Genomic DNA, 23,133 nt, shown 5'->3' on the forward strand with positions numbered 1-23,133 from the left:
TGAGGTGATAATTTGAATAGTAAGAAAGAACGGAAAAAGAATTCATTTTTTCAACGCATACTTACCATTGTGTTTTTAGGAATCTTTTTCTATTCAATGTATGAATTGGGTGGGATTTTCATGGATTATTATGAAAATCGTAAAGTAATGGCTGAAGCGCAACATATTTATAAGAGAAGTCCAATGGAAGAAAAATCAGAGGATGGGGAAGTACGTAAGCAGTTTCAAGCTCTCCAAAAAATTAATCCGGAGATAGTTGGATGGATTACGATGGATGATACACAAATTAATTATCCAATCGTTCAAGCGAAGGATAATGATTACTATTTATTTCGTAATTACAAAGGTGAAGATATGAGAGCAGGAAGCATTTTTATGGACCATCGTAATGATGTGAAATCTCAAAATCGAAATACGATTTTATATGGCCATCGTATGAAAGACGGTTCTATGTTTGGTAGTTTAAAAAAAATGTTGGATGAAGAATTCTTCATGTCCCATCGTAAATTATATTACGATACATTATTTGAAGGATACGATGTTGAAGTTTTTTCAGTATATACGACAACAACGGACTTTTATTACATTGAAACGGATTTTGAAAATGATGCAGCATATACATCGTTCTTAAAGGAAATTCAAGAAAAATCACTGTACAAAACGGATACGGAATTGACGGCTAATGATGAAATTGTAACACTTTCTACATGTGACTATGCGCTTGATCCAGAGGCTGGAAGGCTAGTTGTACATGCAAAATTAGTGAAAAGAAATTAAAGAAAAAGTATAGAATATGAGAAGTGATAGCGCTCCTCATATTCTATACTTAAAAAATAACTGTTTTTACTGTGCTGCAGCCATTGGCATACGTACAACTTTTACATCATAGTAAGCAATTTTATTATCAAGAATATATTCTGGCATTCCGCCTTGATGTGAGTGAGCATCTTTAAATGCTGAGCTCTTTGTCCAACCTTGGAAATCTTCTTTTGCATTCCAGCGAGTGCTAATTGTTACTTCATCATAATCAACTGTATTTTGCGTTAAAAGAACTTCTAATCCTAAAAATCCTGGCATCGTTTCAACTTTACCTACTTTATTAAAACGCTCAATTAATTTATGTCCATTTCCCTTTGTAATTTTAGCTGTATTTGTAACAATAATCATGTGTATTCCTCCTATAAATGTAGCTATATTTTCAAGAACTCATGTATATTAAATGATAATGAAAATCATTATCATTGTCAATGGCAATAATGAAATATATAAATTTTTTTTGAAAGTATGATGTTTATTTCATAAGTTAGTAAATATATTGCGATTAGGTGTAAGGCTGAGCGGGTTGTACTAGCAAAGCGATAATATGGTATAGTGAAACGAGGCTGTTTTTCGGCCTCGTTTTTTACATGCTTCCTACTAATAGAAAGCATTCAAATGGAAAGGAAGACATTACATGCGATCTGAAGTAACTATAAAAATAAAACCGAAATTTATAAAAGAAATTAAAAGTGGATATCCGCTTATTTTAAAAGATGCAATTCAAAATTTAAACGATATTCGTGAAGAAGGGACAATCATCAAAGTAGTAGATGAGAAGAACCAATTTATCGGAAAAGGCTATTATGGAAAACAAAATAAAGGATACGGCTGGATTTTAACGAGAAAAGAGAGTGAACAAATTAATCAATCTTTCTTTGAAAGTAAAATCAAATCTGCCTTACATAAACGAAAACAGTTTTACAAATCAAATGATACGACAGCATTCCGTGTCCTAAATGGTGAAGGTGATGGTCTTGGCGGCTTAATCATCGATTATTATGACGGTTATTACGTAGTGAGCTGGTATAGTGAAGGAATTTATACTTTTAGAGATGAAATCATAGCGGCGCTTCAAAAAGTAGCAAACTTTAAAGGTATTTATGAGAAAAAGCGTTTTGATACGAAAGGGAAATACATTGAAGGCGATGATTTCGTAGCAGGAGAGCGCGGTGAGTTCCCACTTATCGTAAAAGAGAATGGTGTGAACTTTGCGGTTTATTTAAATGACGGAGCAATGGTTGGTGTATTTTTAGATCAGCGTAACGTTCGAAAACAAATTCGTGATACATATGCACAAGGAAGAACTGTGTTAAATATGTTCTCTTATACAGGTGCTTTCTCTGTATTTGCAGCACTTGGTGGAGCGACTAAAACAACGAGTGTGGACCTTGCAAATCGTAGTTTAAGTAAAACGATTGAACAATTTAGTGTCAACGAAATTGATTACGAAGCACAAGATATTATTGTAGAAGATGTATTCCTTTACTTTAAATATGCTGCGAAGAAAAAAATGAAGTTCGATATGGTTGTATTAGATCCTCCAAGCTTTGCACGTTCTAAAAAGTATACATTTAGCGCAGCGAAAGATTATAAAAACTTATTAAAAGAAACGATCGCGATTACAGAAAATAACGGTATTATCGTTGCTTCTACAAATTGTAGCGCATTTGATATGAAAAAGTTTAAAGGCTTTATCGATACTGCATTTAAAGAAATGAACGGTAAATACAAAATATTAGAAGAACATTCTTTACCAGAAGATTTTCGTACAATTGATCAATTTAAAGAGGGAGACTACTTAAAAGTAGTTTTCATCGAAAAAATTAAAGGCTAATAAAGAAAAAGGAGCTCGGGTTTACTTGAGCTCCTTTTCTTATTGAACGATATTTTGTACTCTACCGACTTGCCCGTCCTGCAATCGCACTTTAATGCCATGCGGATGGGAAGGGGAGTTTGTTAAAATATCTTTTACAATTCCACGTGTTAATTTGCCTGTTCGTTGATCTTGTTTTAATACAATATCAACTTCAAGACCGGGTGCGATATTAGAACGTTTTTGTCCGTTCATTTATACACCTGTACGTCTACGTTGGTTGTTTGTTTTTTTCGTTTGTTGGTTTTGTAATTTTTTCGTTTCTTGGCTTTGACTTTTTGCATTTTGGCCATTTCCATTTCCTTGCTTTTTCTTAGCAAGTTGTTCGCGCATTAAATCAGCTAAGCTTACTTTTTTATTCTCTGACATGATAAGTCTCCTTTATATAAAGTTAATTATGAACAATCGTAGTGAATTTCATCATATCATTGTTAAGGAAGGAAGGGAAGTTGGTTTGAAAATTCATATAATTGTTTCCAGTCTGTAGTAGTTACGATACAATTGAATTGTTAACGTTTGTAAAAAGGGGATAGACATATGTCACATCATATTTTATTAGTTGAAGATGATATCTCAATTCAAGAGATGGTGGAAAAGTATTTAATAAAAGAGGGCTTTCAAGTTACAATCGCGTCTGATGGAGAAGAGGGAGTAAATACATATTTAAAAGGTTCATTTGATTTGATTATCCTCGACATTATGATGCCAAAGCTAGATGGCTTAGAGGTTTTACGAATCATTCGAGAAAAAAGTGCCGTTCCAATTTTAATGATGTCAGCAAAAGATACAGATGTTGATAAAGCTGTTGGATTAGGACTTGGGGCAGATGATTACATTTGTAAGCCATTTTCTATGATTGAATTAGCTGCACGTGTAAAAGCGGGTATTCGGAGGTCTACAAAATATTCGACTACGGAAACAACAGAAAAGATGATTCAGATTGGTGATTTAACAATCGATCCAATTAATTTTACTGTAGAAAAAAACGGGAACCCTCTCAAACTTACTTTAAAAGAATTTGAGATTTTAAAACTGTTCGTAAAGAATCAAAATCGTGTATTTACAAAAGCACAAATCTATACGTTAGTTTGGAATGAAGAGTATTACGGTGATGATAACGTTATTAATGTTCATATGAGAAGATTGCGTGAGAAAATTGAAAGTGATCCATCTAATCCAGAATATATTAAAACGTTATGGGGCATCGGCTATAAGTTGGAAGTGATGTAATATGACCAATCTGTTAATGGGCATTATTTTTATATTGTTATGTATCATTTACATACAATATAAGATGAGAAAAAATAGTAGCAAAAACTTACGATACACATATGAAAAATTAGAAAGTATTGTAAATGAAAAAACAGGCGAGACGTTACTCGTTATGACAGATGATCTAGAATTGCAAAAATTATTAGTGGCAATTAATCAATTATTAGATGCAAAACAGAAAACGAATGCAGATCATGCAAAAGTAGAAATTTCGATGAGAAAAATGCTTTCAAATATTTCGCATGACTTGAAAACACCACTAACAGTTATTCTTGGATATACAGAAATGTTAAATGAGGATAAAACGATAAATGAAGAAGAACAGAAAATATTACTTGAAAAGGTTCATATAAAAACGCTGGAAGTGATGGAACTAATTCATAAGTTCTTTGATTTAGCAAAATTAGAATCTGGTGACAAGGCAATAGAGATAACAAAAGTAAATATGAATGAAGTTTGCCGCGAGAAGATTTTATCTTTTTATGATTTAGTGACGACGAAAGGATTTCATGTTCATATTGATATACCTGAAAGAAATATATATGCACTTGGAAATACAGAAGTATTAGGCAGAGTGTTAAATAATTTAATATCAAATGCAATTACATATGGAGAGGCTGGAAAGACACTCGGTATGACGTTAAGAGATGATGAAACGAGTGTGTATATAGACGTATGGGATAAAGGAAAAGGAATTGATGAATCTCATATTGATAAAGTGTTTGAGCGTATGTATACACTTGAAGACTCAAGAAATAAATTGTACCAAGGAAGCGGCCTGGGATTAACGATTACGAAAAGGCTTGTGGAAGCGATGGATGGAAAGATTCATCTTTCTAGTAAGCCATATGAAAAAACGATTTTTACAGTTGTATTAACAAAGATGAAGTTTTAGCTTGTAGAGAAGTAAATTCTACAAGCTTTTTTTTCAGCGTAAGGAATTTGTAAGGAACGAGTAAGAAAAAAGAGATTTCCGTTGTCTATTATAGAAATATAGAGCAGCGCGAAAGGGGAAAATGACATGACATATATATTAAAAACGAACCAGTTAACGAAAGTGTTTAAAGGAAAAGAAGTTATTTCTAGCGTTAACATGCATGTGAAAAAAGGAGAGATATACGGTTTCTTAGGACCGAATGGTGCTGGTAAAACAACAATTATGAAAATGATTGCAAATTTAATAAAACCGACGAGCGGCGATATTGAAATTTTCGGTGAGAAGTTAACAGACACATCTTATGAAGTATTAAAAAGAATGGGAACAATTATCGAATATCCAATCTTTTATGATAAATTAACGGCGAAGGAAAACCTAGAATTACATTGTGAATATATGGGCTATTACGATAAAAACGGCATTGATCATGCTTTACATTTAGTGAAACTACACGGCATAGACAATAAAAAAATAAAAGATTTTTCATTAGGGATGAAACAACGACTCGGTATTGCAAGGGCAATCGTGACAAAGCCAGAATTGCTCATTTTAGATGAACCAATTAACGGTTTAGATCCAATTGGTATTAAAGAGTTACGAGACTTATTTAAAATGCTCTGCAAAGAATACGGTATTACATTATTAGTTTCTAGTCATATTTTAGGTGAGATGGAACTAATGGCGGATACAATTGGTGTGATTCAAAATGGAAAACTAATAAAAGAAGTTTCAATGAAGAGTATTAACGGAAAACAAACAGAGTACATTGAAATCACTGTTCCTGATGTGAAACGTGCAGCTTATATTTTAGAAGATAAACTTGGTATAAAAAACTACAAAATAATGAGTGGAACCATGATTCGTGTGTATGATACGTCAGCGTCTCAGCAGGCCATTTCAAAAGCACTTATTATGAACGATGTGGAAATTGAAAGTATTAATAAGAAACATAGTTCCTTAGAAGAATATTTCTTAAATGTAATGGATGGAGAGGGTATTCATGCTTAATGGACTGTGGCTGAACCTGGTAAGTGGATTTATCATAATGCTAATAAGTGGAATTTTATATTATAGAAAACCAGAGCGGAAATGGTTGTTCATTGTACTAGTGATAGGAATGTTAAGCTTCGTTACTGCTGGAATTAGAATGTTAGCAGCGTAGAGACAGGTATATAAAGAATGGAGGCGTAATTTATATGTTTAAATTAATGAAGCTCGAATGGAAGAAACATAAATTATCTAGTTACTTTAAAAGTGTAGCAATTTGTATTATAGCAATTTTCGCTGCAGTAAGCCTTATGGCATTGGGAATGAAAGCCGAGGAAGACATGCTCTTCTCTGACTTCACACAGAATATGGCTTTAGTAAATATTTTTATTAGGATAACATTCATTATTTTTAGTTCGGTCATTTTATCACGTTTAGTAATTGATGAGTATAAGAATAAAACGATACAACTATCATTTATGTATCCGCTTCAAAGGAAAATGCTAATGAGTGCGAAATTAACAATTGTTTTTTGTTTTTGTTTTGTGAGTACCATTATCGCGACTTTCATTATTAGTTTGCTCGTATATTTTGTGAGTCCAATGATGGGACTGATTGAAACACCTGCTACGATAGGTGAAATAATAGCTATCGTTCCAGGTACTATTATAAGTGCATTTATGATATCTGGTATAAGTTTAATTCCTTTGTTTTTTGGAATGAGAAAGAAATCGACACCGACAACGATTACTTCGGCAGTAATAATTGGTATGCTGATTAGTGGTAACTTTGGTCCTGGAAACGGTCAAGTAAGTATGTTTGATTTTATAGCTATCCCAATCGTGCTCTGTTTATTAGGGATTTTCATTAGTTATCTATCGTTTCGTAAAATCGACAAGATCGATGTGGCGTGAAGCAAGCTTAAAACAAAAAACGAACTGGGGTATGAATGGTGAAAAAAATAATAGTAATTGCAATATTATTCATTACAATTGCTAGTGTAGTTTTTGGTATTAAGGTATTTCAGGGGAAAGATTTTAAGAAAGAAAAGTCTTTTGAGATAAATAATATAAAAGCAATAGAAGTAGACATTGAAAACTGGAATCTTGAATTTAAAAGTACAGACGCTAATAAAATAGTAATTTCCGCTCAAGGTGAACAAGCAGATAAAGAGATAGATCCCGTCAAAATAGAAAATGATGAAAATAAACTTGTGATTAAGCAAAAACAAAAGGTGAACAGATTTTTTTATGGTTTTACGTTTCGGAAGAAAAATAGTATATCTATAGCTATTCCGAAGAAAGAAATAGATAAAATTGTATTAAATAATAAATCGGGTGATGTGAAAATAAACGATATAGTAGTAAAAAGCATCGTGACAAGAGGCAAATCTGGAGATGGAATGATTACAGGACTATCGGCAGAGAAGGGTGAATTTACATCCGAAAGCGGGGATTTAATGTTAAAAGATAGTTCATTACAAGAAGTAAATATAACTTCCACTACTGGTGATAATTATGTAAAAAATGTAAAAAACGAAAATATGAACATTACTTCAACATCTGGGGAAGTATTACTGAAAGATATGACAGAAGGAAAATCATTATTTGTAGAAACAAAATCAGGGGATATTGGCGTACGGTATAAAGGTGTCCCGGCATCATTGAAGCTTATGGCTAAAAGTAATTCGGCTGACGTAATAGTGGATTTAAAAGGATTTAAGAAAGATAAAAGTACAGAAAAAATAAAAGTAGGAACCATTGGTGATGCAAAAAACAAAGTGGAGATTTTAAGTAAGACAGGGGTAATTTATATCGATTAAAATATAAATGAAAGGAGGACTATTATGCTACGTCTTATGAAGCTAGAAATGAAGAAGTTTAAGCTTGGATGGTATGTAAGGAGAGCGATTATTGCAAATATCGCTATACTGGCATTACTGATTTTTACGAGCATCGTTTCTCAAATAGAAGGAGATCCAGAAATGAGAGATCCACAGATGGTTTTGTTAATGGCTAGTACATTAGTAAGAGCAACATTTATTATTTTTGGTAGTGTGTTAATCGCAAGGTTAATAATTGGTGAATATAAAAACAAAACAATACTACTTATGTTTTCTTATCCTATTAATCGGAAGAAAATGATGATTAGTAAGTTGGTTATTACAGCAATATTAACATTTATAACAGTTATTGTATCTAACATTTTAGTAGTAGGAGTTTTCTTTGGGATAGATAGCTATTTTTCAATTCTTCCTAATTCATTCACAATAGATCAATTGAAGCAAGAAGGGATAAACCTTGTTCCTTTAGCCGTTGCAACTGCGGGAATAAGTTTAATCCCACTATATTTCGGAATGCGTAAACGTTCAGTGCCAACTACAATTGTTTCATCCCTTATCGTTGTATCAATTGCAATGAATAGCACTACGTTTTCTGTAGCGACTTTTCTTCCCCTTCAACTAGCATTGGCAACAATTGGAGTTGCAATTGCATATTACGGAATTAAAAATATAGAGAAGGAAGATATAACAGTCTGACAAGAATAAATAAAAAAAGAGTTGGTGTTAAACCAACTCTTTTTTGTATATGTATGCATCGTTACTACTCTGTAAATTTGGAGTGTTTGCTTAAATACGCTTGAACTCCTGGAGAAATGTTAAAGTTATTAGGACTTTTATATTCGATAGTAAACTCTCCGTCTCGACTTGTTTCAAAGGCGATTGCATAGCTATTCATTTTAGCATCGTAAGAAGTGTTTTTGACTTCTGCATCTAGATTAAAATATTTTGTAATATATTCTTTTGATTCCGTAATTGCTGCTTGTTTTCCCCAAGGGGTACCATAATAGGTGAAATAAAGAGATACACTAATCACTCCAATAATAGAAGTTAGTAAAATAGTTCCCATAGCTATTTTTTTATTTTTTGTATTCAATTTGGTTACTCCTCTTCGTAATATGTATTCATTTTAATCTATCTTTTCCATAAAACAACCATTTAGAAAAAATAGTTTCACATGAAACAAGTTACAGAAAAAGACAAGATGTGTAAACACCTTGTCTTTTTTTGTTTTTACATTTTAGGAACTTCCATTCCAGCGGCAGCCCATTCTTCTTTTGCAGGACCATATACGCCAGGAACTGTTAAGCCAGCTTGCCTCATTAAAACCGTCATTTGTCCGCGGTGGTGATTTTGATGATTAATAAGTGTCATTAAAAATATAGAATTCGGCATAGGACGACCAAAGAAATCATTAATAGTTGCTAAATCTTTATCATTCCATTCGCTTTGAAGTGCTTCAACGAAAGCTGCATTCACTTTATGGTATTCATTTGCAATTTTTTTTGCAGAAGTTGGAACAGGATAATCTTTCGTTTCTCCTTCAAACTTTAGGCCTGTGCCAGATAGTATAACAGGAATTGCCGTTACGATATGCCAAGCAACTCTTCCTAATGTCCAATGCCCAGGCGCAATTTCTTGTGATAAAGATGCATCGGTTAATGAATTAAGCATTTTCTGAGTAGACTCTGCTTCGTATGTCCATGATTGAAAGAAGCCTTCAATTGTTTGGTACATTGTTATCCCTCCTATTTTTGTTCATAGATTAAATTCGTGAGAGATAATATAATCCCTGTTCCACAAGAAATAATTAATTAAGTATTTGCTACAATATGAAAATAATTAGAAAATATTTGTAAAAGTGTCAGGAAACGAATGTGTTCATTCGTATATATAATGAATAAAGAATGGGATAAAGAGTGGTGATAAGGGTGAAGGATATAGAAATAGTAGAAGGTCTTCGAAAACAAGACATGTTAGCATTACATACAGCAATTGATCGATATGGGGATTTAATTTATAAGGTGGTTCATAGTGTTTTAGATACGGCACAGAGCAAGGTATTAGTGGACGAATGTGTTGACGATATTTTATTAATCGTTTGGTACAACATTAGTAGTTATGATGAAAATCGTGGGAAGTTTAGAAACTGGCTTATATCTGTCGCTAAGTTTAAAGCTATTGATTATAAACGAAAAAGTAATAAGGCTTATCAATTACAAGAGCTTCAGCAAGAAATATATGAAGATAGAAAAAATGTCAATTTAACAAAAGAAGAGCGAGATTATAATTTTTACGTTTTAATTAAAGAATTGAATGAAGAAGATAAGGAAATTTTTATAAAAAGGTATTTAGATGAATATAGCGTACAAGAAATAGCGCTTGAATTCGGTATGACACGAGATACGGTATATAGCAGGCTTTCAAGAGGGAGAAAGAAATTGAAGAAGCTGTTGGGGGGGGAAAGAAATGAATAAAGAAAAGTTACTTCAGGAATTAAATAACTTGCAGTATAGCGATAATTTTGTAGATGATTATAGAAATGATGAGAAAATAGATAAAAAGAAAATAAATCGTACAAAAGAAGTTGTAACAAAAACAATTTTAATGAAACGTTGTTATGAGGTTGTACAAGAAGAGTTACAGGGAAGCGAAGAGATTTTATATAGTATGCTTGTCGAAAATTCTCGTGTGAAAAATTGGCAGACAGGCACAGCCATGACATTAGGGGTAGGCGTTCTTGCGATGAACTTCGGTATTAATAATGTGCTAATCGTTACAAATAAACGGTTGTATGTATTTTTTGTGGATCGTTATTATAATGAAGTTGATATAAAAGTATGTGTATTAAATGAAATAGCTTCTATGAGAACAATATTAGACCGTAAAGGTGGGAGTGAATTTCTACATATAAAGTATAAAAATGATAAGGAGTACGTATTATTGGGAAATGCTGATGATTACAGAGAGTTATTTCAAATAGTAGGTAGACTGAAAGTAGCAAATGGAATAGAACTAAAATTACAGGATAAGAAATTAAAGAGAAAGTTAACTTTAAAACGAAGTGTATTCAATATAATCCTGTATGCACTTGTTATATATATTCTGTACAAAGCTTATATTAATTTTATGCCATAATAGGAAAAGACGGCTTCATATATATGAAGCCGTCTTTTAATTAACATTCTCCCCACTCTTCCTCATCAACCATAAGAAATAAGGTGCCCCAAGTACAGCAACGACAAGGCCAGAGGGAATTTCTTTCGGATATGCGATTGTACGTCCAAGTAAGTCAGCAACAGAAAGAAGGATTGCTCCAAACAGAGCGGAACAAACGAATAATCTTTGATGATTCATACCAACAACAATTCTTGCTAAGTGAGGAGCGACAAGGCCTAAAAAGGCGATTGTACCGACAGCCGCGATATTTATAGATGCAAGAAGTGTCGCTAGTACAATTAGAGCAAGACGCGTTTTATTTACAGGCTGTCCGAGTCCAGTTGCTAAATCGTCTCCAAGTACAAGGACATCAAGTTGTTTCATTAAGAAAAAGATAATTGGTATAAGAATAAGTGATGGATATAGAATGATATTTTCTAAGTGATTCCATCCTCTTGCATACGTACTGCCTGATAGCCATGTTAAAGCAGCAGCAACATTCAAATTCGCTCTAACGATAAAGATTTGAATAACTGCTGAGCCGAGAGCCGAAATACCAATCCCTATTAAAGCAAGAGCTGTTGGACTAAATCCTGCTTTCCATGAGAAGAAGAGGACAATTCCAACTGCAAGTAGTCCGCCGATAAATGCACCAATTGGTAGGAAGAAACCTGGAAGTGCAGGGAAAACATACATAATAGTTAAAGCACCGACACCTGCTCCAGACGAAATACCAATAATCGAAGGGTCGGCAAGTGGGTTTCGTAATATTCCTTGGAAGACAAGCCCACTTATTGCAAGGCATGCGCCAGCAATAGCGGCAACGAGCATTCTTGGTAAACGAAGGTTCATCATCATATTTTTATCAAATTGCGTTAATTGCCCTGTTATAACATTTGTAATGCTTTCGATATAAGCATTACTACCGATTGTAACACCAAGAGCAATCGTCACAATACAAAGCGTGATAGATATGATGATTACCTTTTTATAAGAGTAATAGCGGGAACTAGCTCCAGCTGCATTCGCACCGTTATCATTCATATATTGTTTCGACTTCATCATACGATACACTAAATAAATAAGCCAAGGTGACCCAATCATTGCTGTGACTGCTCCAACAGGAAGTTCTGCACCAGTTGGATCTATTAATCTACCGACGACATCTGCCCCCAGTAATAATACTGCTCCCCATAAGAATGAGGAAAGAAGAAGAGTAAAGTGTTGCCGGTAACCAATAAGGCGCATTAAGTGTGGTGCAACTAAGCCAACAAACCCAATCGGTCCAACGACAGTGACAATTACTGCTGTTAAAAAGATTGCAGCAATGAAGGCGATAAGACGTGTTACTGCTGTTTTTTCACCAAGAGAAACAGCAACATCGTCACCAAGTAAGAGGATGTTGAGTTTACGAGACATAAATAGTAAAACTAGGAAAGAAATAATGATAAATGGAAAAGCAAATTGAACGCCATCCCAGTTATTTTGGATAAGAGAGCCAGCTCCCCATAAAAATAAACCAGCCGTTTCATTTTCATAGAAAAGCTGCATCGTTCCAGTAAAAGCAGAAAGCATTAATGTAACGACCATCCCAGCTAGTGCCATTCTAAGTGGGGTTCCCTTTTTCCCACCAGAAATACGGTATACAAATAAAGCAGTAATAGCACCACCGATAAATGTGAAAAGAAGTGAGTTAATTTGCAGACCTTTCGGTAAGAAAATTGTAGCCGCTACTAGAAAGAAATATGCGCCAGAGTGAATTCCCATTGTACTTGATTCAGCAAGTGGGTTTTTTGTTAATGTTTGCAAAATGACCCCAGATGCAGCAAGAGCACCTCCAGCTAAAATAGCAATTACGGCTCTAGGTAATCGAAGCATGATTAAAGTTTGGTGCTCTAGTGATTGGTTCGGTGAGATAAGAGCATCGATAATCATACTATAGGAAATATTTGCTTGACCTTGTCCGATATGAATAAAGAAAAGGAGGAGCAAGAGAGCTGCTCCTCCTCCGAATACAAGACTTGCTCGAAGTGTATGTTGTAAGCTATTCATCGTGTAATCACTTCTTCGCTGTCATTACATCTGCTACTTGTGTTGCTAAAGATTTTGCAGACTCAGGACCACCGAAAATCCAAGTGTCGCCTTTTAATTTATACATTTTGTTTTCTTTTTTGAACTTTAATTCTTCCCAAGCAGGATTGCCTTTTAGTTGAGTGTCAAAAATGTTATCTTCATCCGCTACAATGTAAATGAAGTTTGAATCTTGTACACTTTGTAATGATTCTACAGTTGTTTGTTTGAAACCATCTGCCTCTGATTTACCCGCTTCAAAAGTGTTTGTTAAACCTAATTTTTTTGTAACTTGTAAAGCTGTAGAATTGTCAGTTAAGATGCGGAATGTTGGCACGTTTTTAGCAGTAAATGCTTGTGCCATTGCGATGTTTTTATCTTTTAAGCCTGCTTTGTCAATTTTTGCTTTTGCATCAGCAAATGTTTTATCCATATCAGCTAATACTTTTTTACCTTCTTCTTCTTTTCCAACAGCTTTTGCAATTTGTTTAAATGTTTCTGTCATTTCAGCAAAGTGATCGTTGTTGCTAGTTGATGGATCGAACATAACTGTAGGAGCAATTTGCTCTAATTCGTTTTTAATTGCTTTACCACGGAATGATGCTGTGATAATTAAATCTGGTTTTAGACGGCTAATTTCTTCTAAGTTTGGTTGTTGACGTGTCCCTACATCTACAACATCTTTACTCGGTTTTGTTTTTGTATTTACCCATTTATTATAATTCTTAATGTCTGCCATCCCTACTGGCTGAACACCAAGTGCTAATAAGTCTTCTGAATATACCCACTCAAGTACAACAACTTTTTTCGCTGGTTTATTTAACTTCGTTTCCCCTTCAGCGTGTTTAATTGTTATAGCTTGATTTTTATTGTCCGCTTTTGTTTCCTTTTTCTCCTCTTTTTGCTGTCCGCATCCAACAGCGAATAGAAGAATTACTATGAAAATACTGAGAATTTTCTTCATCTTCTGCCCCCAAATAAATTATTTAATTTGCAATGTACGATATTGAAAATCGTTATCAATTACAACATCCAAATCATACTATGATGATATTTTAAGTGTCAATATATTTTTAAAATTTTGACGAAAAATAACGAATTATACAGATTTCAATATGTGAGGTTGAAATCTATATGTATATGAAAATGCAGAAAAGGAATTTCGTTTAAGCAGGAAGGCGAATGTACAAGCAAAAGGGAAGGGTGTCGCATGTAATAATTATTAGAATGTACGGAATAAAGTATTTCTTTATTATTGGATAGTTGTTTTATAATTCGTTGTTTGTACTGAAAAGATTGAATTTGAAGGAAGGGATCAACATGTCTTCATGGCTCAATAATACAAATGGATATTGTGGGTGTAATAATCAAAATGGTGTACATGTTGATTCATGTTGTTTTAGTTGCGATGGGACAGTACCTAAGCTTGGTCCAACAGGTCCAACAGGTCCAACAGGTTCAACAGGAGCAACAGGTTCAACAGGAGCAACGGGTTCGACGGGAGCAACAGGTCCAACAGGAGCGACAGGAATAACAGGAGCGACAGGAATAACAGGAGCAACAGGTCCAACAGGAGCGACAGGTTCAACAGGAGCAACGGGTCCGACGGGAGCAACCGGTGATACAGGCCCAACAGGAGCAACGGGTCCGACGGGAGTAACAGGTTCAACAGGAGCAACGGGAGCAACAGGAGCGACAGGAATAACAGGAGCAACAGGTCCAACGGGGGCAACCGGTTCAACAGGAGCGACAGGAATAACAGGAGCGACAGGAATAACAGGAGCAACGGGTCCAACAGGAGCGACAGGTTCAACAGGAGCAACAGGTCCAACAGGAGCGACAGGTTCAACAGGAGCAACGGGAGCAACAGGTCCAACAGGAGCAACGGGAGCAACAGGTCCAACAGGAGCGACAGGAATAACAGGTCCAACGGGGGCAACCGGTGATACAGGCCCAACAGGAGCAACCGGCACAAGTATAACGGCAACATACGCATTTGCAAATAATACGTCGGGTACAGCAATATCGGTACTACTTGGTGGAACAAATGTCCCGCTTCCAAACAATCAGAATATCGGTCCAGGTATTACAGTGTCTGGGGGGAACACAGTATTTACGGCTGCAAATGCAGGGAATTATTATATTTCATATTCGATTAATATAACGGCTTCATTATTAGTCAGTTCGCGAATTACAATTAATGGTGCACCGCTTGCTGGGACGATCAATTCCCCTGCAGTAGCAACCACATCGTTTAGTGCAACAATTATTACGACTCTTGCGGCGGGGAGTGCAATTAGTTTGCAATTATTTGGCTTGTTAGCTGTTGCGACGTTATCAACGACTACTCCAGGAGCGGTATTAACAATTATAAGACTAAGTTAAATAATAACTCTCTTACTCTTTTAAGAGTAAGAGAGTTTGTACATATAATAAGAAGTTAATGAGGTAAGGCATAGTTATATAAAAGTCAGAATATTATGATTGTAACGTTGTTATGACTATAATATAATGAAAACAACTATCATGAATGAACATTCATTTATTTTTTATATATTTGAAGGGGGAATGAAGGTGGAAAAACCTTGGTTAAAAAGTTATCCAGAGGAAATTCCTAGTACTATTTCTTATGATATTCAGCCACTTCATGGATATTTAGAGAAAATAGCTTCTCGTTATCCAGAAAAGAAAGCGCTTCATTTTTTAGGTAAAGATGTTACATTTTCAGATTTCCATGACAAGGTAAAGAAGTTTGCGAATTATCTGCAAATTCTTGGTGTTGAAAAGGGAGATAGAGTTGCAATTATGTTGCCGAATTGTCCGCAATCTGTAATCGGTTATTATGGTACTTTGCTTGCCGGGGGGATTGTCGTACAAACGAATCCTCTTTATACAGAAAGAGAGCTTGAGTACCAACTTCATGACTCTGGGGCAAAAGTCATTCTTTGCCTTGATTTAGTGTTTCCGAGAGTTACTAATGTTCAAAATGCCACAAAGCTGGAGCACATTATCGTAACTCGTATTGCAGATTTCTTACCATTCCCTAAAAATTTACTTTATCCATTTGTACAAAAAAAGCAGGCGAATCTTGTTGTGAATGTGTCGGAAAGCGAAACGATTCATCTATGGAAATCAGTAGAAAGGGAAAGTACTGCTGATGTTGAGGTTCCCTGTGATCCTGAAAATGATCTAGCTCTTTTGCAGTATACGGGGGGAACGACAGGATTTCCAAAAGGGGTTATGCTGACGCATAAAAACCTCGTTTCGAACACTTTAATGGGAGCACATTGGTTATATAATTGTAAAGAGGGAGAAGAAGTGATCCTTGGTGTCCTTCCGTTTTTTCATGTATACGGAATGACAGCTGTAATGAATTTAAGTATTATGCAAGGGTATAAAATGGTGCTTATTCCGAAGTTTGATATGAAAATGGTTTTTGAAGCAATTAAAAAACATAAAGTTACACTATTTCCAGGAGCGCCGACCATTTATATTGCTCTATTAAATAGCCCTCTTTTAAAAGAATATGATATTTCTTCTATTCAGGCTTGTATTAGTGGCTCTGCACCGCTTCCTGTAGAAGTACAGGAGGAGTTTGAGAGCGTTACAGGTGGTAAACTGGTAGAAGGTTATGGATTAACGGAGTCATCACCCGTTACACATGGGAATTTCTTGTGGGAAAAACGTGTGCCAGGAAGTATTGGGGTACCGTGGCCAGATACGGAGTCAATCATCATGTCACTTGAAACAGGAGAGGCATTACCTCCAGGTGAAATCGGTGAAATAGTTGTTAAAGGCCCGCAAATTATGAAAGGGTATTGGAATAAGCCAGAAGAAACGGCGGCTGTATTGCAAGATGGCTGGCTTCATACAGGTGATGTAGGATACATGGATGAGGATGGCTTTTTCTATGTGAAAGATCGTAAGAAAGATATGATTGTTGCTAGCGGTTTTAACGTATATCCTCGTGAGGTAGAAGAAGTGTTATATGAACACGAAAAGGTGCAAGAAGTAGTGACGATCGGTGTTCCTGATCCGTACAGAGGGGAAACTGTAAAAGCATTTGTTGTTTTGAAAGAAGGCGCTGAATGTTCTGAAGAGGAATTAGATCAGTTTGCACGTAAATATTTAGCGGCTTATAAAGTACCGAAAGTATACGAGTTTAGAGATGAATTGCCGAAAACGACAGTAGGGAAAATTTTGCGCCGCGTCCTAATAGATGAAGAGAAGAGAAAGAATGAGGATGAGCAAACGGGCTAAGGCCCTTTCTTTTTGAAAAAATAGGATTGACACTTTTCTAAATAGTCAGTATTATAAGAATATGAATGACTATTCATTCAGTCATCTTCTTGAAGGGGACAGTAAAGTGAAGAAAAATAGACCGAAATACAATCAAATTATTGATGCGGCAGTCATTGTGATTGCAGAGAATGGATACCATCAAGCGCAAGTTTCTAAAATTGCAAAGCAAGCTGGGGTAGCTGATGGCACGATTTATTTATATTTTAAAAATAAAGAAGATATATTAATATCCTTATTCCAAGAGAAGATGGGAGAATTTGTTGAAACAATTCGTCAAAAAACAGCAGGAATTGAAAGCGCTGTAGCGAAGTTATTCATGTTGGTAGAAACGCACTTCTTGCTGTTATCACAAAATGATCCTCTTGCTATCGTTACGCAATTAGAGCTAAGACAGTCCAATCAAGACTTGCGCCTTAAAATAAATGAAGTATTAAAAGGCTACTTACAAGTTATGGATGAAATTTTAGAGACAGGTATAAAGCAAGGTGAGTTTCAGGCGGACTTAAATGTTCGTGTGGCAAGACAAATGATCTTTGGAACAGTAGATGAAGTTGTGACCAATTGGGTAATGAGCGATCATAAGTATGATCTGGTCGCACTTTCAAAAACGGTACATGGGCTACTTATTGCGGCTTGTGGTTATCGTCAATAATGGGAGGGATCATGTTGAAATTCCTATCTGTAAGAGTTGAAGACCATATTGCGGTGGCGACGTTAAATCACGGGCCAGCGAATGCGATGTCTTCACAAGTTATGCATGACGTTACTGAGTTAATTGATCAAGTGGAGAAGGATGATAACATTCGTGTTGTTGTTATTCACGGTGAAGGGCGCTTCTTCTCAGCTGGAGCAGATATTAAAGAATTTACATCTGTTACTGAAGCGAAGCAAGCGACAGAATTAGCACAGCTTGGACAAGTTACATTTGAGCGTGTTGAAAAATGTTCAAAACCAGTTATCGCGGCAATTCATGGAGCGGCACTTGGCGGCGGCCTTGAGTTTGCTATGTCTTGCCACATGCGCTTTGTAACTGAAAGTGCAAAACTTGGTTTACCTGAATTAACACTTGGATTAATTCCTGGTTTTGCAGGTACACAGCGCTTACCACGTTATGTTGGGAAAGCGAAAGCTTGTGAAATGATGTTAACGAGTACACCAATTACTGGTGCAGAAGCATTAAAATGGGGACTTGTTAACGGAGTGTTCTCTGAAGAAACACTTTTAGACGATACACTTAAAGTTGCAAAACAAATTGCTGGAAAAAGTCTAGCAACAACTCGTGCTGTGTTAGAGTTATTGCAAACGACAAAATCGTCTCATTATTACGAAGGTGTACAGCGCGAAGCTCAAATCTTCGGTGAAGTATTTACGAGTGAAGATGGAAGAGAAGGTGTAGCAGCGTTTTTAGAAAAACGTAAGCCTTCGTTTAGTGGTAGGTAGTTCAATTATTTTTTTAATATAAATTAACAGAATTTTAAAATTGATAGAATCTTTCTGAAAAAATAAGGGGGTAAATGGAATGAACATCTACGTACTCATGAAACGAACATTTGATACAGAAGAAAAAATCGTAATTAAAAACGGTGCAATTTACGATGGCGAAGCGGAATTCATCATCAACCCTTACGATGAATATGCGATTGAAGAAGCAATTCAAGTAAGAGACGCACAAGGTGGAGAAGTTACTGTCGTAACAGTTGGTGGCGAAGATAGTGAGAAAGAACTTCGTACAGCATTAGCGATGGGCTGTGATAAAGCGGTATTAATTAATATTGAAGATGATGTTGAAAATGGCGATCAGTTTACAACAGCAAAAGTACTTGCTGAATATTTAAAAGATAAAGATGCAGATTTAATTTTAGGCGGAAACGTTGCGATTGACGGTGCATCTGGACAAGTTGGTCCACGCGTAGCTGAAGCGCTAAATATTCCGTACGTAACGACAATTACAAAACTTGAGATTGATGGTACAAACGTGAAGATTGAGCGTGACGTTGAAGGTGATACAGAAGTTATTGAAACGTCATTACCAGTTTTAGTAACAGCACAACAAGGTTTAAACGAACCGCGTTATCCATCGCTTCCAGGTATTATGAAAGCGAAGAAAAAGCCACTGGAAGAAGTAGAATTAGATGATTTAGATTTAGAAGAAGATGATGTGGAAGCAAAGACAAAAACAATTGAAATCTATTTGCCTCCTAAGAAAGATGCAGGAAAAGTGTTACAAGGCGAGCTGCAAGATCAAGTAAAAGAACTTGTATCGTTGCTCCATACAGAAGCGAAAGTAATCTAATAAAATACGAAATTATATATGCAGGAGGGAAAATCTATGGCTCGTAAAGTATTAGTAATGGGTGAAGTTCGTGACGGATCGCTACGTAACGTTTCGTTTGAAGCGGTAGCAGCAGCAAAAACAATTGCAGAAGGCGGTGAAGTGGTAGGTCTTCTAGTTGGAGACAGCGTTGCCTCTTTTGCAAATGAATTGATTCATTACGGTGCAGATCGCGTTGTGACAGTTGAAAATGATAAATTAAAATCATATACATCTGATGGTTACGCACAAGCGTTTTTAGCTGTATATGCTGAAGAAAAGCCAGAAGGTATCGTATTTGGACATACAGCACTTGGTAAAGATTTATCACCAAAATTAGCAGCGAAGCTTGAAGCTGGTCTAATTTCTGACGTAACTGCTTTAGAAGTTGAAGGTGGAAATGTTATCTTCACTCGCCCGATTTACTCTGGTAAAGCGTTTGAGAAGAAGATTGTAACAGATGGTATCTTATTTGCGACAGTGCGTCCAAATAACATTGCAACTCTTGAAAAAGACGAGTCTCGCACAGGTGACGTGTCTTCTATTACAGTAGATGTGAAAGATTTACGTACAATTATTCAAGATGTTGTCCGTAAAACTGCAGAAGGCGTTGATCTTTCAGAAGCGAAAGTTATTATTGCTGGCGGACGTGGTGTGAAGAGTGAAGATGGATTTAAGCCATTAAAAGAGTTAGCTGATGTACTAGGCGGCGCTGTTGGAGCATCTCGTGGTGCTTGTGACGCTGAGTATTGCGATTACTCATTACAAATTGGTCAAACGGGTAAAGTCGTTACGCCAGATCTATACATTGCATGCGGTATTTCTGGTGCGATTCAGCATTTAGCTGGTATGTCTAACTCAAAAATAATCGTTGCAATTAATAAAGATCCAGAAGCAAGTATTTTCAAAGTAGCTGACTATGGTATTGTTGGTGACTTATTCGAAGTTTTACCTCTTTTAACAGAAGAGTTTAAAAAGTTAAAAGTACATTCATGATTTGAGTACCCTTGAGTTCCAAGTGAAGTACCCCTAATATATAGAAAAAGGTGAGGGATCCCCTGTCCCTCATCTTTTTAGTATTTCATCCATATTTTTATATAGTATAAAGGAACATTTTTTTGTTACAATACATAACGATACATATTATTCGCCACGTATATAAGTTAATGATATACTCTTGGTAGAATATACTTGAAGGAGGAAATAAAATGGCAATTATAAACGCAAATGACCAAAGCTTCGCAGCTGAAACTAGCGAAGGTGTTGTATTATTAGATTTCTGGGCACCTTGGTGTGGACCTTGTAAAATGATCGCTCCTGTATTAGAGGAAATCGATTCAGAACTAGGTGAAAAAGTAAAAGTAGTAAAAGTAGACGTTGATGAAAACCAAGAAACTGCTCGTCAATTTGAAGTAATGAGCATTCCAGCTCTTTTCGTATTAAAAGACGGTAAAGTAGTTGATCAAGCGTTAGGTTACAAACCGAAAGAAGCGTTAGTAGAATTAGTTTCTAAACACTTCTAAAAGAAAGAAGCTACCATTTGGTAGCTTTTTTTATTTTCCTTTTTTAAACCTTTCCGTTACAATAAAAGAACGTATGTTGGGTGTTTTGTCATTGTATGTTTTTATTTTGAATTTGCAATGATAAGCATGTAGAAATGGAGGTAGGCGAGTGCACGAACATTTGAAAGAGAAATTGGCTATTTTACCAGATCAACCTGGTTGTTATTTAATGAAAGATAAGCAAGGAACGGTTATATATGTCGGGAAGGCAAAAGTGTTAAAAAATCGTGTGCGCTCGTACTTTACTGGTTCGCATGATGGGAAAACACTTCGGCTTGTAGGAGAAATTGTAGATTTTGAATATATCGTAACCTCTTCAAATTTGGAGGCTCTTATTTTAGAGTTAAATCTAATAAAAAAGTATGATCCAAAATATAATATTCAATTAAAAGATGATAAAACATATCCTTTTATTAAAATTACCGCTGAAAAACAGCCGCGCTTACTCATTACGCGTAACGTAAAAAAGGATAAAGGAAAGTATTTTGGCCCTTATCCGAATGCACAATCAGCTCATGAAACGAAAAAACTATTAGATCGCATGTATCCGCTTCGCAAATGCTCAAACATGCCCGATAAAGTGTGTTTATATTATCATATGGGTCAATGTTTAGCGCCTTGTGTGAAAGAAGTGACGGAAGAACAAAATAAAGAAATTGTGGATGAAATTATTAAGTTTTTAAATGGTGGACATAAAGAAATTCGTTCAGAATTAGAAACAAAGATGTATGAGGCTTCAGAGAAACTAGAATTTGAACGTGCGAAAGAATTGCGAGATCAAATTGCTCATATAGATGCAATTATGGAAAAACAAAAGATGATTATGAGTGACTTAGTGGACCGGGATGTATTTGGATATGCAGTTGATAAAGGATGGATGTGCGTTCAAGTTTTCTTCGTTCGAAAAGGAAAGCTAATTGAACGTGATGTTTCTATGTTTCCAATCTATGATGAACCAGAAGAGGGATTTTTAACGTTTATCGGTCAATTTTATGAAAACAGCAGTCATTTTAAACCGAAAGAAATTGTTGTTCCAGGAAGTATAGACTCAGAATTAGTAGAGCGCTTTTTAGAAGTTGAAGCGACGCAGCCGAAACGTGGTAAGAAAAAAGATCTTGTAGAATTAGCAAATAAAAATGCGAAAATTGCACTTGAAGAGAAATTCTACTTAATTGAACGTGATGAAGAGCGAACGATTAAAGCTGTAGATCAGTTAGGAAAGCAGCTCGGGATTGAAACACCGTATCGTATTGAAGCGTTTGATAACTCAAATATTCAAGGAACAAATCCCGTTTCTGCAATGATTGCTTTTATCGATGGGAAACCAGCGAAGAAAGAGTACAGGAAATATAAAATTAAAACGGTTCAAGGACCAGATGATTATGAGTCTATGAGAGAAGTTGTGAGGCGCCGTTATACAAGGGCACTTAAAGAGAATTTACCATTACCAGATTTAATCATTATTGACGGGGGAAAAGGTCATCTGGCAGCTGTAAGTGATGTTCTAGAAAATGAGCTTGGGTTATATATTCCGATGGCAGGCCTTGTAAAAGATGACAAACATAAAACATCCCATTTAATTATTGGGGATCCACCTGAACCGGTGATACTTGAGAGGAATAGCCAAGAATTTTATTTATTGCAGCGCATTCAAGATGAAGTGCATCGATTTGCGATTACATTCCATCGTCAATTACACGGGAAATCTGTCATTCAATCAGCACTGGACGATATTCCAGGAATCGGTGATAAACGGAAAAAGGTATTGTTAAAACATTTTGGTTCATTAAAGAAGATGAAAGAAGCTTCTGTAGCAGAATTTGTCGAAGCGGGTATGCCGAAAAATGTCGCGGAAACAATTTATACGTACTTAACAGATAAGAAGACGTTGTAGTTTACAACGTCTTCTGTTTTTTGGTATAATTTCTGAAGATTTAAAATAAACTCATCTGAATGAAAATACAAAAAAGTCAACTAAACTTATATGTCTAGTTGACTGTA

26 protein-coding genes are annotated in these 23,133 nt (G+C 35.6%); 19 read left to right on the forward strand and 7 right to left on the reverse strand.

Annotation, left to right across the window (positions count from 1 at the left end; genetic code table 11):
* Window positions 1-12: 12 nt before the first annotated feature.
* Window positions 13-777 (forward strand): class B sortase, encoded by a 765-nt coding sequence (gene srtB / locus ACS2MN_RS17605; protein WP_002106599.1) that lies wholly within the window; start codon window positions 13-15, stop codon window positions 775-777.
* 66 nt (window positions 778-843) lie between these two features.
* Here the strand turns inward: srtB and isdG are convergent, their stop codons facing one another.
* Window positions 844-1,167 (reverse strand): heme oxygenase, encoded by a 324-nt coding sequence (isdG, locus tag ACS2MN_RS17610; RefSeq protein ID WP_000587821.1) that lies wholly within the window; start codon window positions 1,165-1,167, stop codon window positions 844-846.
* Window positions 1,168-1,453: 286 nt separating this feature from the next.
* On the opposite strand from isdG, the gene ACS2MN_RS17615 reads away from it, so the two are divergent.
* A complete protein-coding gene (locus ACS2MN_RS17615) occupies window positions 1,454-2,653 on the forward strand; it encodes a class I SAM-dependent rRNA methyltransferase (RefSeq protein ID WP_001255942.1) in 1,200 nt (399 codons plus the stop codon).
* 39 nt (window positions 2,654-2,692) lie between these two features.
* Here ACS2MN_RS17615 and ACS2MN_RS17620 read toward each other — a convergent pair whose 3' ends face one another.
* Together ACS2MN_RS17620 and ACS2MN_RS17625 are read right to left on the reverse strand one after the other, a co-directional pair.
* Complete coding sequence (locus tag ACS2MN_RS17620) at window positions 2,693-2,887, reverse strand: YwbE family protein (RefSeq protein WP_001014310.1); 195 nt, start codon at window positions 2,885-2,887, stop codon at window positions 2,693-2,695.
* Window positions 2,888-3,061, reverse strand: coding sequence for a hypothetical protein (locus ACS2MN_RS17625; protein WP_001293579.1), 174 nt, complete (start codon window positions 3,059-3,061; stop codon window positions 2,888-2,890).
* 168 nt (window positions 3,062-3,229) lie between these two features.
* On the opposite strand from ACS2MN_RS17625, the gene ACS2MN_RS17630 reads away from it, so the two are divergent.
* The 7 genes from ACS2MN_RS17630 (at window position 3,230) to ACS2MN_RS17660 (ending at window position 8,427) form a co-directional block, all read left to right on the forward strand.
* Complete coding sequence (locus tag ACS2MN_RS17630) at window positions 3,230-3,922, forward strand: response regulator transcription factor (protein ID WP_098954061.1); 693 nt, start codon at window positions 3,230-3,232, stop codon at window positions 3,920-3,922.
* Between the two features lies 1 nt (window position 3,923).
* The gene (locus ACS2MN_RS17635) at window positions 3,924-4,859 is read left to right on the forward strand and encodes a HAMP domain-containing histidine kinase (protein ID WP_000183219.1); all 936 of its coding nucleotides are present in this window, start codon (window positions 3,924-3,926) and stop codon (window positions 4,857-4,859) included.
* Window positions 4,860-4,985: 126 nt separating this feature from the next.
* On the forward strand, window positions 4,986-5,909 hold the full coding sequence (locus ACS2MN_RS17640) for an ABC transporter ATP-binding protein (protein WP_000221075.1): 924 nt from the start codon (window positions 4,986-4,988) through the stop codon (window positions 5,907-5,909).
* Window positions 5,902-6,063, forward strand: a complete 162-nt coding sequence (locus ACS2MN_RS17645; RefSeq protein WP_346994398.1) for a hypothetical protein — start codon at window positions 5,902-5,904, stop codon at window positions 6,061-6,063. Before ACS2MN_RS17640 ends, ACS2MN_RS17645 begins: the two co-directional genes overlap by 8 nt.
* Window positions 6,064-6,097: 34 nt before the next feature.
* Window positions 6,098-6,802 carry an ABC transporter permease gene (locus ACS2MN_RS17650; protein WP_000475542.1) on the forward strand — a complete coding sequence of 235 codons (705 nt, stop codon included), beginning with the start codon at window positions 6,098-6,100 and terminating at the stop codon, window positions 6,800-6,802.
* Window positions 6,803-6,837: 35 nt separating this feature from the next.
* Complete coding sequence (locus ACS2MN_RS17655) at window positions 6,838-7,710, forward strand: DUF4097 family beta strand repeat-containing protein (protein ID WP_000239296.1); 873 nt, start codon at window positions 6,838-6,840, stop codon at window positions 7,708-7,710.
* A 24-nt stretch (window positions 7,711-7,734) separates the two neighbouring features.
* The gene (locus tag ACS2MN_RS17660) at window positions 7,735-8,427 is read left to right on the forward strand and encodes an ABC transporter permease (protein WP_000945205.1); all 693 of its coding nucleotides are present in this window, start codon (window positions 7,735-7,737) and stop codon (window positions 8,425-8,427) included.
* A gap of 64 nt (window positions 8,428-8,491) precedes the next feature.
* Here ACS2MN_RS17660 and ACS2MN_RS17665 read toward each other — a convergent pair whose 3' ends face one another.
* Together ACS2MN_RS17665 and ACS2MN_RS17670 are read right to left on the reverse strand one after the other, a co-directional pair.
* Entirely contained in the window at window positions 8,492-8,824 is a 333-nt protein-coding gene (locus ACS2MN_RS17665) for a YfjL-like protein (protein ID WP_001093294.1), read from the reverse strand.
* A 137-nt stretch (window positions 8,825-8,961) separates the two neighbouring features.
* Window positions 8,962-9,465: a DinB family protein gene (locus ACS2MN_RS17670; protein ID WP_000284958.1), complete on the reverse strand. Its 504-nt coding sequence runs from the start codon at window positions 9,463-9,465 to the stop codon at window positions 8,962-8,964.
* A 185-nt stretch (window positions 9,466-9,650) separates the two neighbouring features.
* Here ACS2MN_RS17670 and ACS2MN_RS17675 point away from each other — a divergent pair, with 185 nt between their 5' ends.
* On the forward strand, window positions 9,651-10,205 hold the full coding sequence (locus ACS2MN_RS17675) for a sigma-70 family RNA polymerase sigma factor (protein ID WP_033658427.1): 555 nt from the start codon (window positions 9,651-9,653) through the stop codon (window positions 10,203-10,205).
* On the forward strand, window positions 10,198-10,866 hold the full coding sequence (locus tag ACS2MN_RS17680) for a septation ring formation regulator EzrA (RefSeq protein WP_087951200.1): 669 nt from the start codon (window positions 10,198-10,200) through the stop codon (window positions 10,864-10,866). Before ACS2MN_RS17675 ends, ACS2MN_RS17680 begins: the two co-directional genes overlap by 8 nt.
* Before the next feature lie 36 nt (window positions 10,867-10,902).
* Here ACS2MN_RS17680 and fhuB read toward each other — a convergent pair whose 3' ends face one another.
* Together fhuB and ACS2MN_RS17690 are read right to left on the reverse strand one after the other, a co-directional pair.
* Window positions 10,903-12,939: a Fe(3+)-hydroxamate ABC transporter permease FhuB gene (fhuB, locus tag ACS2MN_RS17685; protein WP_001087101.1), complete on the reverse strand. Its 2,037-nt coding sequence runs from the start codon at window positions 12,937-12,939 to the stop codon at window positions 10,903-10,905.
* 7 nt (window positions 12,940-12,946) lie between these two features.
* Window positions 12,947-13,921, reverse strand: a complete 975-nt coding sequence (locus tag ACS2MN_RS17690) for an ABC transporter substrate-binding protein (protein ID WP_000722816.1) — start codon at window positions 13,919-13,921, stop codon at window positions 12,947-12,949.
* Between the two features lie 356 nt (window positions 13,922-14,277).
* Between ACS2MN_RS17690 and ACS2MN_RS17695 the strand changes: the two genes are divergently transcribed.
* The 8 genes from ACS2MN_RS17695 to uvrC all read left to right on the forward strand — a co-directional run bounded on the left by ACS2MN_RS17695 (window position 14,278) and on the right by uvrC (window position 23,026).
* On the forward strand, window positions 14,278-15,342 hold the full coding sequence (locus ACS2MN_RS17695; RefSeq protein WP_438894733.1) for a BclA C-terminal domain-containing protein: 1,065 nt from the start codon (window positions 14,278-14,280) through the stop codon (window positions 15,340-15,342).
* Between the two features lie 189 nt (window positions 15,343-15,531).
* Window positions 15,532-17,217: a long-chain-fatty-acid--CoA ligase gene (locus tag ACS2MN_RS17700; protein ID WP_142285937.1), complete on the forward strand. Its 1,686-nt coding sequence runs from the start codon at window positions 15,532-15,534 to the stop codon at window positions 17,215-17,217.
* 106 nt (window positions 17,218-17,323) lie between these two features.
* Entirely contained in the window at window positions 17,324-17,911 is a 588-nt protein-coding gene (locus tag ACS2MN_RS17705) for a TetR/AcrR family transcriptional regulator (RefSeq protein ID WP_000742218.1), read from the forward strand.
* Window positions 17,912-17,922: 11 nt separating this feature from the next.
* On the forward strand, window positions 17,923-18,699 hold the full coding sequence (locus ACS2MN_RS17710; RefSeq protein ID WP_000911298.1) for an enoyl-CoA hydratase: 777 nt from the start codon (window positions 17,923-17,925) through the stop codon (window positions 18,697-18,699).
* Between the two features lie 79 nt (window positions 18,700-18,778).
* On the forward strand, window positions 18,779-19,552 hold the full coding sequence (gene etfB / locus ACS2MN_RS17715) for an electron transfer flavoprotein subunit beta (RefSeq protein ID WP_001029031.1): 774 nt from the start codon (window positions 18,779-18,781) through the stop codon (window positions 19,550-19,552).
* A 36-nt stretch (window positions 19,553-19,588) separates the two neighbouring features.
* Window positions 19,589-20,566 (forward strand): electron transfer flavoprotein subunit alpha, encoded by a 978-nt coding sequence (etfA, locus tag ACS2MN_RS17720; RefSeq protein WP_000101960.1) that lies wholly within the window; start codon window positions 19,589-19,591, stop codon window positions 20,564-20,566.
* A 212-nt stretch (window positions 20,567-20,778) separates the two neighbouring features.
* Window positions 20,779-21,093: a thioredoxin gene (gene trxA, locus ACS2MN_RS17725; protein ID WP_000974757.1), complete on the forward strand. Its 315-nt coding sequence runs from the start codon at window positions 20,779-20,781 to the stop codon at window positions 21,091-21,093.
* A gap of 148 nt (window positions 21,094-21,241) precedes the next feature.
* Window positions 21,242-23,026, forward strand: a complete 1,785-nt coding sequence (gene uvrC, locus ACS2MN_RS17730; RefSeq protein ID WP_000544286.1) for an excinuclease ABC subunit C — start codon at window positions 21,242-21,244, stop codon at window positions 23,024-23,026.
* Window positions 23,027-23,133 lie beyond the last annotated feature (107 nt).

The organism is Bacillus cereus group sp. BceL062, from assembly GCF_051780025.1.
GTDB lineage: Bacteria > Bacillota > Bacilli > Bacillales > Bacillaceae_G > Bacillus_A > Bacillus_A toyonensis.